General features: G+C 40.1%; 14 protein-coding genes. 5 read left to right on the forward strand and 9 right to left on the reverse strand.

Features of this window, described 5'->3' with window-relative positions:
• Window positions 1-2 precede the first annotated feature (2 nt).
• From HCCG_RS03415 to hisF, 8 genes are all read right to left on the reverse strand, one after another.
• Window positions 3-1,037, reverse strand: coding sequence for a rod shape-determining protein (locus HCCG_RS03415; RefSeq protein ID WP_002956029.1), 1,035 nt, complete (start codon window positions 1,035-1,037; stop codon window positions 3-5).
• A gap of 80 nt (window positions 1,038-1,117) precedes the next feature.
• Window positions 1,118-2,392 carry an ATP-dependent protease ATP-binding subunit ClpX gene (gene clpX, locus HCCG_RS03420; RefSeq protein ID WP_002956030.1) on the reverse strand — a complete coding sequence of 425 codons (1,275 nt, stop codon included), beginning with the start codon at window positions 2,390-2,392 and terminating at the stop codon, window positions 1,118-1,120.
• 1 nt (window position 2,393) lies between these two features.
• Window positions 2,394-3,185 carry an acyl-ACP--UDP-N-acetylglucosamine O-acyltransferase gene (gene lpxA, locus HCCG_RS03425; protein WP_002956031.1) on the reverse strand — a complete coding sequence of 264 codons (792 nt, stop codon included), beginning with the start codon at window positions 3,183-3,185 and terminating at the stop codon, window positions 2,394-2,396.
• A gap of 11 nt (window positions 3,186-3,196) precedes the next feature.
• Entirely contained in the window at window positions 3,197-3,688 is a 492-nt protein-coding gene (gene fabZ, locus HCCG_RS03430; protein WP_002956032.1) for a 3-hydroxyacyl-ACP dehydratase FabZ, read from the reverse strand.
• A gap of 47 nt (window positions 3,689-3,735) precedes the next feature.
• Window positions 3,736-4,866 carry an epoxyqueuosine reductase QueH gene (locus tag HCCG_RS03435; RefSeq protein ID WP_014667471.1) on the reverse strand — a complete coding sequence of 377 codons (1,131 nt, stop codon included), beginning with the start codon at window positions 4,864-4,866 and terminating at the stop codon, window positions 3,736-3,738.
• A 253-nt stretch (window positions 4,867-5,119) separates the two neighbouring features.
• Complete coding sequence (gene rlmN / locus HCCG_RS03440) at window positions 5,120-6,238, reverse strand: dual-specificity RNA methyltransferase RlmN (protein WP_002956035.1); 1,119 nt, start codon at window positions 6,236-6,238, stop codon at window positions 5,120-5,122.
• The gene (locus tag HCCG_RS03445) at window positions 6,238-6,825 is read right to left on the reverse strand and encodes a 5'-methylthioadenosine/S-adenosylhomocysteine nucleosidase family protein (protein WP_002956036.1); all 588 of its coding nucleotides are present in this window, start codon (window positions 6,823-6,825) and stop codon (window positions 6,238-6,240) included. Before HCCG_RS03445 ends, rlmN begins: the two co-directional genes overlap by 1 nt.
• A gap of 11 nt (window positions 6,826-6,836) precedes the next feature.
• Entirely contained in the window at window positions 6,837-7,595 is a 759-nt protein-coding gene (gene hisF, locus HCCG_RS03450) for an imidazole glycerol phosphate synthase subunit HisF (RefSeq protein ID WP_002956037.1), read from the reverse strand.
• Window positions 7,596-7,774: 179 nt separating this feature from the next.
• Between hisF and rsmA the strand changes: the two genes are divergently transcribed.
• The 4 genes from rsmA to HCCG_RS03470 are packed head-to-tail and all read left to right on the forward strand — an operon-like array spanning window position 7,775 to window position 11,986.
• A complete protein-coding gene (gene rsmA, locus HCCG_RS03455; RefSeq protein ID WP_002956039.1) occupies window positions 7,775-8,665 on the forward strand; it encodes a 16S rRNA (adenine(1518)-N(6)/adenine(1519)-N(6))-dimethyltransferase RsmA in 891 nt (296 codons plus the stop codon).
• A complete protein-coding gene (locus HCCG_RS03460; RefSeq protein WP_015453905.1) occupies window positions 8,583-10,721 on the forward strand; it encodes a ribonuclease J in 2,139 nt (712 codons plus the stop codon). The genes rsmA and HCCG_RS03460 overlap by 83 nt, the downstream gene beginning before the upstream one ends.
• A 27-nt stretch (window positions 10,722-10,748) precedes the next feature.
• Entirely contained in the window at window positions 10,749-11,720 is a 972-nt protein-coding gene (locus HCCG_RS03465; protein ID WP_002956041.1) for a KpsF/GutQ family sugar-phosphate isomerase, read from the forward strand.
• A 26-nt stretch (window positions 11,721-11,746) separates the two neighbouring features.
• On the forward strand, window positions 11,747-11,986 hold the full coding sequence (locus HCCG_RS03470; RefSeq protein WP_002956042.1) for a DUF2443 family protein: 240 nt from the start codon (window positions 11,747-11,749) through the stop codon (window positions 11,984-11,986).
• 165 nt (window positions 11,987-12,151) lie between these two features.
• Here HCCG_RS03470 and folK read toward each other — a convergent pair whose 3' ends face one another.
• Window positions 12,152-12,685, reverse strand: coding sequence for a 2-amino-4-hydroxy-6-hydroxymethyldihydropteridine diphosphokinase (gene folK / locus HCCG_RS03475; protein WP_014667632.1), 534 nt, complete (start codon window positions 12,683-12,685; stop codon window positions 12,152-12,154).
• A 75-nt stretch (window positions 12,686-12,760) separates the two neighbouring features.
• On the opposite strand from folK, the gene HCCG_RS03480 reads away from it, so the two are divergent.
• Entirely contained in the window at window positions 12,761-13,501 is a 741-nt protein-coding gene (locus tag HCCG_RS03480; RefSeq protein ID WP_002956044.1) for a DsbA family protein, read from the forward strand.
• Window positions 13,502-13,515 lie beyond the last annotated feature (14 nt).

The following is a 13,515-nucleotide window of genomic DNA, read 5'->3' on the forward strand; positions in this document are numbered from 1 at the left end:
CCTTAGTCAAAAGCAAGTTGCGTAAGTAGGTCTAAATCCTCCATTGCCTTACCTGTGCCTTTTGCCACACAAAGCAAAGGCTCTTCGCCCACATACACAGGCAATCGTACAATGTCTGAAAGATACTTATCAAGTCCGCGTATCAACGCACCGCCACCGGTTAGCACAATGCCATTTTCCACAATATCTCCTGCCAAGTCTGGCGGCATAGATTCAAGCACAGATTTAAGTGCATTGCTTATCTCTCGCAATTGATCTTTCATCGCCTCTCTCACATCTTCGCTTGTTAGCTCAATAGTGTTGAGTAAGCCACTCACCTGATCGCGTCCTCTCACCTGCATTACAAGGGGCTTTTCCATAGGGGAAGCAGAGCCAATTTCAATTTTTATCTCTTCACCCGTTCGCTCCCCAATTAAGAGATTAAATTTCTTTCTCACATAATCCATTACCGCCACATCAAGCTTATCTCCGGCAACCTTGATTGACTTGCTTATCACCAAACCACCAAGTGAGATAACGCCAATTTCTGTTGTCCCACCGCCGATGTCAATCACCAAATTCCCTTTAGATTCTTGAATCTGCAATCCCGCTCCAATAGCCGCTGCCATAGGCTCTTCTATCAAAAATACTTCTCTAGCCCCAGCACTCATTGCCGATTCTTTTACCGCCTTTTTTTCCACACCGGTTAAGCCATAAGGGACACAGACCATAATGCGAGGACGGATAAGGCTTTTTCTTTTATGAGCTTTCTCAATAAAATAGCGAATCATCTTTTCTGTCATATCAAAATCCGCTATAACGCCATCTTTCATCGGGCGAATGGCTTGGATTCCATCTGGCGTTTTCCCTAGCATATCCTTAGCCTCTTTTCCCACAGCAAGAATCTTGCCTGTGCTAAACCTGTCTGCCTGCACCGCAACCACAGAGGGTTCATTGATGATGATACCCTCTCCCTTAACCAAAACCAAAGTGTTTGCTGTCCCTAAATCAATTGCAATGTCTTTGGAAAAAGTCCCAATGAGTCTGTCCATCAACATAAAAACTCCTTAAAATTTTGCAAAATTTTGTGGCGATTATACTCTTTAACACCTTTGCTTAAGCTTTTATTTTTCTTAATTTAAGCTCCTTTTTGCAGATTCTTTCTTTTTTTTACCATAAGTGGGGCTTGTTTATCTGTAATACACTCTTTTGAAATGCTAATCTCATAGCCCTCAAGCTCTGGCAATTCATACATTAAATCAATCATCGCTTCTTCCATAATCGCTCTTAAGCCCCTAGCTCCCGTTTTCCTACTGATAGCAAGCTCCGCAATCGCCTCAATCGCCCCTTTGTCAAATTTCAAATTCGCACCATCAAGCTCAAAAATCTTTTGATACTGCTTCACAAGTGCATTTTTTGGCTTTGTGAGAATCTCAACCATTGCTTCTTTGGTAATAGGGGATAATGTGCTTATCATATGCAATCGTCCAATGAGTTCAGGAATAAGCCCATAGCTTATAAGATCATCAGGCTCAACATACTCTAATAATGCACTCTCTTCACTCTTACCCTTTTTCTCCCCGTGGAATCCAAGCACATTGCCACCTAAACGCCTTTTAATAATATCGCTCAAGCCATCAAATGCCCCGCCACACACAAACAAAATATCTTTTGTATCAATTTGTATAAAATCTTGATTTGGGTGCTTTCTACCCCCTTTTGGTGGAATATTCACCACACTACCTTCTATAATCTTAAGCAATGCCTGCTGCACACCTTCACCAGAAACATCACGCGTAATAGAGCGATTTTCTGAAAGCCTTGAAATCTTATCAATCTCATCAATAAACACAATACCTTTTTCTGCTTTTTTCACATCGCCATCAGCGGCTTGAAGCAAGCGTGTAAGGATATTTTCCACATCTTCGCCCACATATCCAGCTTCCGTCAAACTTGTAGCATCTGAAATAGCGATAGGAATATCTAAAAACTTTGCCAAAGTCTGTGCCATTAGCGTTTTTCCACTCCCTGTGGGACCGATGAGTAGAATATTTGATTTTGACAACTCTACTTCACGCAGAGCATTGCTTATTTGCTTTTCTCCTTGCAAGATACGCTTATAATGATTATATACCGCCACAGAAAAGACCTTCTTAGCAGAATCCTGTCCTATCACATATTCATCAAGCCTTGCCTTTAGCTCTTTGGGACTTGGAGCCACCACATCAAAGCCCTTGTCCTCGCCATTTTGCCCATCATTTTGGGTATTTTCTGCCATATATTCATTGATGATTGTGTTGCCTGTTATCAAGCAGTTCTTACAAATATACACTTCAGGTGTAACACCAGAGGCTATAACCGGATTATTAATGCTTTCTTTTGCTTTACAAAAACTACATTCTTTTACATTCATATCACTCACTTTGTGTTCCTTTATTAAGAGGGATACCGCGTGTATTTGAGAGGATAAACTCACAAATAGAGCGGCTTATTGGGTTTGGATTCTTATCTAGCTCCTGCTGGGCTAGTTCGCGTATTGGGGCAGTATGTGAAAATAGAATCTTATACAAATGGCTAATCTCATCAATCTCTTCACGAGTAAAAAGCTTACGCATACGATGTTTGTTTAATCCTCTAATATAAGCCCTATTTCCTTCTGCAAGGCAATAAGGTGGCAAATCCTGCGTCAAAACAGAGCCTCCTGCAACCATACAGCCAGAGCCGATTTTAACAAACTGATGCACAGGTGTTAGTCCGCCAATATTCACATAGTCTCCAAGCTCCACGTGTCCACCGAGCGTAGCATTATTTGCCAAAATGCATTCATTTCCAATCACGCAGTCGTGTGCAATATGCACATACGCCATAAAGAGATTCTTGTTGCCGATGATTGTTTTGCTATGTCCGCCGATCGTGCCGGGATTGAGCGTAGTAAATTCACGGATAAGATTCTCATCGCCAATAATGAGCTCTGTTTTTTCCCCTGCATATTTTAAATCTTGTGGTGGGACACCAACAGCGGCATTGTTAAAGACCTTATTGCCCCTGCCTAAAGTCGTCCAACCCGCAATATGCACATAATTGCCTATCACGCAATCATCGCCAATAACGACATTTTCATCAATAATGCAAAACTCGCCAATAACGACATTTTTGCCTATTTTTGCACCCTCTTTTATAATGCTCGTTTTACCAATGTTACTCATCTCTTCACCTCTTAGCTTTGGGCATCTGCAATCATCGCCTTGAGTTCAGCTTCAGATACAAGCTTATCATCAACAAAGGCTTTCGCTCCAAGCTGCCACACACTCCCTTTGTGCTTCAGCACTTTGAGTTCATACACAAGTCTATCACCGGGCACCACGGGAATGCGGAATTTTACATTATCAATTGTCATAAAATATACAATCTTATTTTCAGCTTCAGCAACATTATCGCCAAACATACTTACAAATGCGAGTAGTCCACCCGCTTGAGCCATTCCCTCAATCTGCATAACACCCGGGTAAATGGGTTTGCTTGGAAAATGCCCCAAAAATACCTCTTCATTAATCGTTACATTCTTATAAGCTTTAATGTAGCCATCTGGCTTTGTGTCATTACTATTACGGACAAGCTCCACCACCCTATCTACAAGCAGCATTGGATAGCGATGGGGCAGAATCTGACGGATCTTTTCAACATCCATTATTGGATTTTGTGTTTGCATTGACACTCCTTTTTGTGAAAAATTATTCGCTATTCTACCAAATTTTTTTAATATGTGGCGATAGCAAAAATACTACTTTCTTGAAAATACGCATCAATAAAAAGCTTCAAACTCCGCTCTATATGAGAATCAATCACAATAATGGGATTAAGACTATCCGCTCCACATAGCAGCCCACGCAACATAAGCTCATCTTCATAAGGTGGCGGATTATACACCATTTCTTGCGTGTTGGCATAGCTTGTTTTTAGTAAAAGATTGAGCGTTTGGATACTGATAAACACGCTATCATCGCGTTTAGCATAGCCCATTTGTATGCTTTGCATTTGAGAATGTATATCTTTGACATTTTGTTTGATATAAGTAATTGCCGCGGTTTTCACCATATTTTTGCCCCGAGATTGTGTAATCACATAAGAGCTTATGACTTTATCTCCATCAATACACACACTTCGCAAATTACGCCAAATAATCTTAGACTGCTTGTATAACGCATATTCCCTGCCCTGTGCTTCGCACTCATCACGGATTTCAAATACACGCTTTCTTTGCTCATTGCTCCCGGGGGCGATTTGTTTGCCAATATTACTCATCAGTTCAAGGGCGATTTGTTTTTGTGAATCTCGCTGTTTTATCAACGCATACTGACAGCCACAATATGTTTGTTTATACAATCTATCTTTGTTTGCCAACTCACTTTGGGCTTGTGTGCCGCCATTACTCCGCACATCAACCTTGATAAAATCCAGCCCATACCGCGAAGCAATCTCATCACCCTCTGCATAGAGAATCTGCTGCTCTTTTAATGGACTTGAAAGCAAGGTAGAAGTGAAAGATTCTATATTCATTTTATGAGCGACTTGAGCAGTTTTTTCTAATCGCATATCAAAACATTTCACACATCGCTCCCCTTTTTCTGGCTCATTTTCAAGCCCCTTAATATCAACAAACCACTTCTTTATCTCATATTCCCCTTCCAAAAGCGGAATATTGAGCATTTTACAGCTCCGCTCCACATCAAGCAAACGCAAATCATACTCACTTTTTGGGTGGATATTTGGATTATAAAAATACCCAACCATTTCGTGTTGCGGATAAATCTTTCTTAGCTCACTCAAAAAATAATGACTATCAACAGAACAGCAAATATGCACGAGCATTTTTTGAAGCACACTCATTTTCTATCCTTTGCCAAATACCAAAATGTCCCCACACCAACAACCGCCACAACAGCCAAAAATAATATCAAAATAATATCAAGCTCCATTTCTATCCTTTATCAAAAGTTTCATCATAAATCTAAGGGCGTATTATAGAATCTCAAGCGACAAAACGCCATTCCACCACTTAGATTCTAAATGTTTCATATGAAACATTTAGAATCTAAGTATCCACACACAACTTTTCAAATCCTACCTATAACAAACCATCTCAAACTTTCGCTTTTTTAGACTTTTGCGTTATCTCGCCATTTTCACGCTTGATTTTCTCTCGTAATTGTCCGCACGCCGCACTAATATCAATCCCCTTAGATTCTCGTATCGTGCAGAGCAATCCTTTTTTGACTAAAAAATCAGCAAAAGCCCTTACATCTTCCATAAGTGGGCGTTCAAATTCACTTCCCTCGTGCGGATTAAACAAAATAAGATTCACCTTTGCCTTAATCCCATTCAACAAAGCAAGGAGTTTTTTTGCAGCCTTTATATCATCATTCACACCCTTTATCATCAGGTATTCAAACATCACCCGCTTCCTGCTATCCACAGGAAAGGCTCTTACTTCATTCAAAACTTCAGCGATATTATATGCCTTGTTAATAGGCATAAGCTTGGAGCGGAGTTCATCGCTCACAGCGTGAAGAGAAATGGCAAGTTGCACACCAAGATTCAGCTCTCCTAGCTCTTTAATCTTTGGGGCGATGCCACTTGTAGAAATCGTCTGCCGCCTAGCAGAGATACTTAGCCCATCTAGCTCGGCTAGAATCTTGATAGCTTGAGACACATTAGCAAGGTTATGCAGCGGTTCTCCCATTCCCATATACACGATATTTACTCGCTTATTTGGGGCAATGTTTGAATCTCTTTTCATCATCACCACCTGCTCTACTATCTCCCCCGCATTCAAATTCCGCACAAACCCGCCCTTTGCGGTAAAGCAAAACGCACAGCCCACCTTACAGCCAATTTGACTAGAAAGGCACATTGTCCATTTTTCACCTTTCACAATTTCGCCACTCTCATCAAGCTCTTTACTCTTCATTTGGATAAGCACAGATTCAAAGGTATGCCCATCTTTTGTTTGAAACAAATATTTCTTACTCCCATCGCTACTTTTTTCAATTTGCACAGGTGTGATTTGTGAGATAATAAAATGCGATTGCAAATGCTCCTGCATAGCCTTAGAAATATTATCCATTAGAGCGATATTATTTTCATAGCGATGATAGAGCCAGTGATACACTTGCTTGGCACGAAACGAGGGGGAAAGCAAAGATTTTAGCTCATTAAGCGTATAAGCATAAAGACTTGGCTTAGATTCTAGAATCCCCACTACAGTCCCTTATGTTTAGCAAGATTTATAGAGATTTGTTGGATTAGCTCACTATGATGGGATAAAATCTCCTTGACTTTGTGATGATTTGCCATAAACTCATTATGTGCATTTTGATGTGTGTAATTACTCACGCAAAACACACCAAAACAAGGAATATTAAAATATTGAGCGACTTTCATAATGCTAAAAAACTCCATATTTTCAAGCAAGATTCCAGCTTTAGCAAATCGCAGGGCAAGATTCTCATCTGTGGTGATGTAATTTGAGCTATTGATAATGGCTTTGTTTGCAAATGTTTCATATGAAACATTTTCCTGCAAGATTCCACTTTGGATATGATTATCTAGCGGCGTGTAAGCTTTATCCTGCAAAAAGCTCAACTCGATTTGTGTCGCACTATCAGCAATATACAAATCAAAAAGCTTCACTTCCTTGCTATACGCCCCAGCACTGCCTATAAACACGAGAGAATCTACACTTTCCTTTTGACAGATTTGCATTAGCCCTATGGCACTCTCCACAAGCCCAACGCCTAATGACTTCGCAAAGCTAAAATCTTCTCCATTTCCAGCACAGACTATCATACGCCCACCCCCTATACTCTCACAGGAATCTTGCATTCAACAAGATATTGTTTCAAATCTGCTATGGCAATTTCTTTGTAATGAAACACACTTGCAGCTAATGCCGCACTTGCTCCAGATTCAAACACATCGGCAAAGTCCTGCATCTTCCCCGCTCCGCCACTTGCGATTAACGGCACGGGGATACTATCCGCCACAGCTTCTATCATCAATCTATCATAGCCATTTTTTGTCCCATCAGCGTCCATACTTGTAAGCAGAATCTCCCCTGCTCCCCTATCGCACACTTCTTTTATCCATTCAAGCAAGTTTTTTCCGCTATCTATCCGCCCACCATTAAGATAGACATTCCACGAGCCACTTGGCGATTTTTTCGCATCAATAGCCACCACGATACATTGAGAGCCAAACTTCTTAGCCCCTTCATTAATAAGAGCAGGATTCTTAATCGCCGCACTATTTAAGCTAACCTTATCACACCCCGCATACAACAAAGCCGATATATCCTCAAGCGATCCCACTCCGCCACCAACGCTAAAAGGGATAAATGTAACTTGAGCGATTTTCTCCACCACATCAAGCATTGTTTTGCGTTTTTCATAACTCGCAGAAATATCAAGCAGCACCAGCTCATCAGCACCCTCATCATTATATGCTTTTGCAATCTCCACAGGATCGCCCGCATCTTTTAAATCCACAAAATTCACACCCTTCACCACGCGTCCATCTTTGACATCAAGGCAGGGGATAATTCTTTTCGCAAGGCTCATTAAATTTAACTCCATTATCAATCAAAGAAATAATCAAATAGCAGATTCACATCTCACATAAAATCTTAAAATGTAGCATTTAGCGTGTATCATAGCCAAATACTCCTTAATAAAATAAAATATTTGCATATTTTTACTATAATTGATTTTTCTAAAATAAAGGTTAGGGCTTTGAGCAAATGCAGAATCTTGCACATCACGCCAAAAAGCGTTTAGGACAGAACTTTTTGCAAGATTCTCACTATATTCATAAGATTGTCCAATCCATTCCCACTTTGCCTATTCAGTGCGTTGAAATTGGGGTTGGCTTGGGTGATTTGACACAAGAGCTATTGAAAATAGAATCCTTGATAGCCTATGAAGTCGATTTAGACTTATGTTCTTTACTTAATGAAAAATTTTCTAAGCAAATAGAGAGTGGGCGATTACACATCATTTATGAAGATGTTTTAAATCGCCCATCACAACAAGCGTGGTTACACACACAAGAGTATAAGGTTGTCTCAAATCTTCCTTATTACATCGCCACACATATTATCGTGCGTCTTTTGCATGATAGATTCTGTCGTGGCTTTATCGTAATGACACAAAAGGAAGTCGCACAAAAGTTCTGTGCCAAAAGTGGTGAAAAAGAGTTTTGTGCTTTAAGCGTTTTAGTTGAGAGTTTAGGCACAGCAGAATTGCTTTTTGATGTGCCAAAGGAAGCATTCTCCCCTATACCCAAAGTAACCTCATCAGTCTTTGTGATACATAAAAATCCATTACAGGGAAATGCGGATTTCTCTCTCTGTGATTTGGAAGCTTTTTTAAAACTTGCCTTTTGCTCACCACGCAAAACACTTGCTAAAAATCTTTCTTTATCCTTTGATAAAAAAAGCGTTGAGTTAGCTTTAGAATCTGCAAATGTGAAGCCAAATGCAAGAGCACACGAAGTAAAGACAGAAAGTTTTCACCATATTTTAAACACTCTCAAAAAAGGAAATGATAATGGAGGACAAGAAAATGCAGGAGAAAGAAACAATGGAAAAAAAAACACCAGAGCAGAGCAGCCAAGTCAGCAGATTCAGTAAATTCACAGATAGATTCAAGAAAAAAAGCCCAGAGGAACAAGCCAATGATATGACTTCGGATTCTACAGAATCTAGCCAAAATCAAGCAAAGAATTTTCACAATCGCTTCAAGCAAAGAGATTCTAAAAATTACGCAAACACGCAGGGCAATGCACAAACTGACACGCAAAGCAATACAAATCAAGGGCAAAAAAACTTTGAAAAAAGACGATGGCAAGGCAAAAATCCCCACGCTCAACACAACAAAGCCCAAAATGATGAAAGCATAAATGGAATCCGCGAAGTAAGAGATGTAAATGAAAAAGGCAATCTAGGCTTACACAAAGATTTAAAAAGGGGTGTGGAAGCAAATGAGAAAATCCAACGCCAAAGCCTTAATGCCCACAACAAGCTTAATCTCAACACAAAAGCAAGTGTGCGTATCACACCACTTGGTGGGCTTGGCGAAATTGGTGGAAATATCACCGTGATTGAAACACAAGATTCAGCTATCGTCATTGATGTGGGTATGAGCTTCCCTAATGAAGATATGCACGGCGTGGATATTCTCGTGCCAGATTTTAGCTATCTTTTTGCGATTAAAGACAAGATTGCTGGAGTTATCATCACTCACGCACACGAAGACCATATAGGTGCTGTGCCTTATCTTTTTAAACTCTTACAATTCCCTATCTATGGCACACCACTGCCACTTGGTATGATAGGAAGCAAGTTTGATGAGCACGGGCTAAAAAAATTCCGCTCATTTTTCAAAATTGTTGAAAAACGCAAACCCATAAAGATCGGTGCATTTGAAGTAGAGTGGATTAATATCACGCATTCCATTATTGATGCTTCCGCCCTTGCCATACGCACAGAAGCAGGTGTGATTATCCACACCGGCGATTTTAAGATAGACCACACCCCTGTGGATAATCTCCCCACCGATTTACACCGCCTAGCTCATTATGGAGAAGAAGGCGTTATGCTCTTACTTAGCGATTCTACAAACTCCCACCGCAGCGGAGTAACGCCCAGCGAAGCAAGTGTAGGACCGACATTTGAGACATTATTCAAACAAGCCCAAGGGCGTGTAATTATGAGCACATTCTCTTCAAATATTCATCGCGTGTATCAAGCCATAACTCACGGGCTAAAATACAACCGCAAAGTCGCCGTCATTGGGCGATCAATGGAGAAGAATCTTGAACTTGCTAGAGAGCTAGGCTACATTGACTTGCCGCAAAATATTTTTATTGAAGCACACGAAGTGGAAAAATACCCTGATGAAGAAGTATTGATTGTAACAACAGGCTCTCAAGGCGAGACAATGAGTGCGTTATATCGTATGGCGACAGATGAGCATAGACATATTAAAATTAAGCCAAGCGATATGGTGATTATCTCTGCTAAAGCCATTCCGGGCAACGAAGGCTCTGTTTCCACCGTGCTTAATTTCCTTATGAAAGCCGGAGCGAAAGTGGCTTACCAAGACTTTAGCGAGATTCACGTAAGCGGACACGCCGCACAAGAAGAACAAAAGCTAATGCTACGACTTGTGAAGCCAAAATTCTTTCTGCCAGTGCACGGAGAATACAATCACATCGCTAGACATAAGCAAACTGCCATTGCTTGTGGGGTAATGGAGAAAAATATCCTGCTTATGGAAGATGGCGATCAAATAGAAGTCAATCCCAGCTATATGAAAAAAATCCGCAGTGTCAAAAATGGCAAAACATTTATTGATAATCAAATCAACCGCCAAATTGAAAATGATGTCGTGCTTGACAGACAGGCTTTAGCAAGTGATGGCATTGTGATTATTTCAGCTAAAATTAGCAAAGATCGCAAGATTTTGGAGACAAAAATCACAAGCTACGGACTTGTAGCGGACAAGGAAGATAAAGGCTTTGAAAAAGAGATGAATGACACACTTGAATTTGTGGTGAAAAACTTCAAGGTAGAAGGCTTTAATGCGAAGAATCTTGAAAATGAAGTGCATAACACATTCAAGCGACATATTTTCAAAAAAGTCAAAAAATATCCAACCATTGTGCCGATGATTTATGTCATCTAAATCCTTGAAATACTTAAAGGACGCATAATGAAAAGTCTCAATTACGCAGAGATTGCAAAAGAAGTGCTAGAGATAGAATCTCAAGCCCTGCTTGAAGCTATAAAACGCATAAATGGAGCGGAACTTGAAGCGATTGTAGAAAAGATTTTTCATTCTCGTGGGAAGCTTGTCGTATGCGGTGTAGGCAAAAGTGGGCTTATTGGTGTAAAAATCTCTGCCACGCTTTCAAGCACAGGCACACCAAGCGTTTTCTTACACCCCACAGAAGCACTGCACGGGGATTTGGGAATGTTACAAAAAGATGATATTCTCCTTGCCATTAGTTATAGTGGGAAAAGTGAAGAACTCCTTAGCATTATTCCGCATATCAAACGCTTTGGTAATACTATCATCACAATGAGCAGAGACAAGCTCTCGCCCTTATCCGCTTTGGGCGATTATTTTTTAGACATTAGCATTAAGCGTGAAGCCTGTCCACTTAATATCGCCCCTACAAGCTCCACAACGCTTACCCTTGCCCTTGGCGATGTGTTAGCCGTGTGCCTTATGAAAAGACGAGCATTTAAGGCGGAAAATTTTGCCTCTTTTCACCCCGGCGGAGCGTTAGGCAAACAGCTTTTTGTCAAGCTTAAAGACTTAATGCAAACGCAAGATTTGCCTATTATCCCGCCAGAAATGCCCCTATCTCAAGCTATTATCATTATGAGCCAAAAGCGACTTGGCAATGCCATTATTGCTAAAGATAATGTGATTTGGGGGATTTTAAGCGATGGGGATTTAAGACGCGCAATGATGAAGCAAGACTTTAGCTTAGAATCTCAGGTCGGTGCTTACGCTACACAAAATCCAAAAGTATGCGATACGCCCGATATTCTAGCCTATGATGCGCTCAAAATGATGGAAGATAATAAGATTCAGCTCCTTGTCATCACAGATAAGCACAGACACATACAAGGTGCAATACACTTGCATACGCTCATCAGTGCAGGACTGAAATAAGCCTAAACCAACAAAAAGGAGTGAAAATGTGGGAAAAAATAGATGAAATTTTTAAAAGCATAGAAGATATACGCGATGACATTAATATCTTGCTTAATATTGCTAAAATCTCGCTTGTGGATTATATTATGATTAAACGCGGCTCACAGGATATGCCCGAACATCTTAGCTTTGATTTACTCGCACAAATTGATGTTGAGATTGATAAACTTAAGGCACAAATTGATTCTCTTAACCGCTTAAAACGCGAACTGCTTGTATTCTAGATTCTAGGCTTTTAGGATTTGCAATACCCACAAAAACACCACTGCGAAAGTATTTTTGAGTTAGAATCGGGACTTTGCGAGACTTGTGCGAGAAGCTTACTTTAAGTAAGTGCCGAAACACAAGGTGAAGCAATCGCCGATTCTAGCCAAAAGACAACGCAGAATCTAACACAAAGATTCTATAAAACTCATCGGCAGCATTACTGAACTCCTTTGCGTGTAGAATCTATGTGGCACATACAAATGCTTCCATTGCAGATTCAAAGTATTAAATAAAATCAAATCCACATCTAATGTGCGGGGTGCGTTTTTAAATGCCCTTTTACGCTCACGCCCAAAGCGTCTTTCCATATAAAACATAAGCCCAAATATTTCTACCAAACTTAAATTACTCTCACACAGCAACACTACATTATAAAAGTCATTTTGCAGGGCAAAGCCAAAGGGCGGATTACGCCAAATAGGAGAGCTTTGCAAAACACGAATGCGTGAGTGTGAATCTAGCCAAGCAAAAGCAGATTCTAAAATCTCCACACTGCCCCTATTTTTCAAAGCCATATTTGAGCCAAGCCCCAAGACAAATACATTTCGACACGCCTTGTAAGAGCTAGATTTAAAATTTTTGTGTTTAAAAAACTTATATGTATAAGGATAGTGCTTTGAGCTTAGAATCTTCACGCCTTTCGTTACACCTTTCATTTCTTTACGCCTTGCCTTTGTATTTGTGAAAACATTATAGAATCTTAGCCCAAATTTACTTCACAAAGGATATAGATGAAAAAGATTCTTCTCTCTCTTAGCCTTATCTCTAGCTTTATTTCTAGTCTTGCTTTGGCGGCGAATTTTGAGCAAACCCTGCAAGAGACAATCAAATATAGCACCAAACAAAACGCAAAAATCCTAAAAATCCAAGATCTTAAATCCACGCCAAACATTAAACTCGTGCTGATTGAAGTAGGTAAAATGCAAGTGCCGATTTTTGCAAGTAGCGATGGACGGGTGGTTATAGGTGTGTCAAATGTCTTTTTCTCTAGCAATAATGAGGATATGGGAGCGGTAGGCTCACTCATTAAGCAAACGCAAAACGACACCCCCGATGATGAAAAGCTAAGCAAATTTTTTAAGCAGATTCCAAAAGATGACTACATCATTTTAGAATCTAAAAACAAAAATAGTAAAAAAATCACCTACATTATCTCCGATCCCAACTGCCCAAGCTGTCAAAAAGAGCTAAAAAACATTGATAAACACCTAGCAGATTCTAATGTCTATATGCTGATTGTGGGCTTTGTGGGTAAAGATTCACCTTTGAAGGCAAGTATGCTACGAGAAAGGGCAGCTGATATGAAAGATAATAAGCAAAAACTCGCCCTTTTGCAAGAAGTCTATACACCAAATTCCAAAGTGCCTTCAAGCTTTATTAATATTGATATCAAAGACACAATGCGTCTTAATCAAAAGACTATGGAAGCAGGCATTAAAAGTGTGCCTTTTATTTTTGAGAGTGAAAAATAAGGCTTAAAGCCCCA

Origin of the sequence: Helicobacter cinaedi CCUG 18818 = ATCC BAA-847 (assembly GCF_000155475.1) — a bacterium.
GTDB lineage: Bacteria > Campylobacterota > Campylobacteria > Campylobacterales > Helicobacteraceae > Helicobacter_C > Helicobacter_C cinaedi.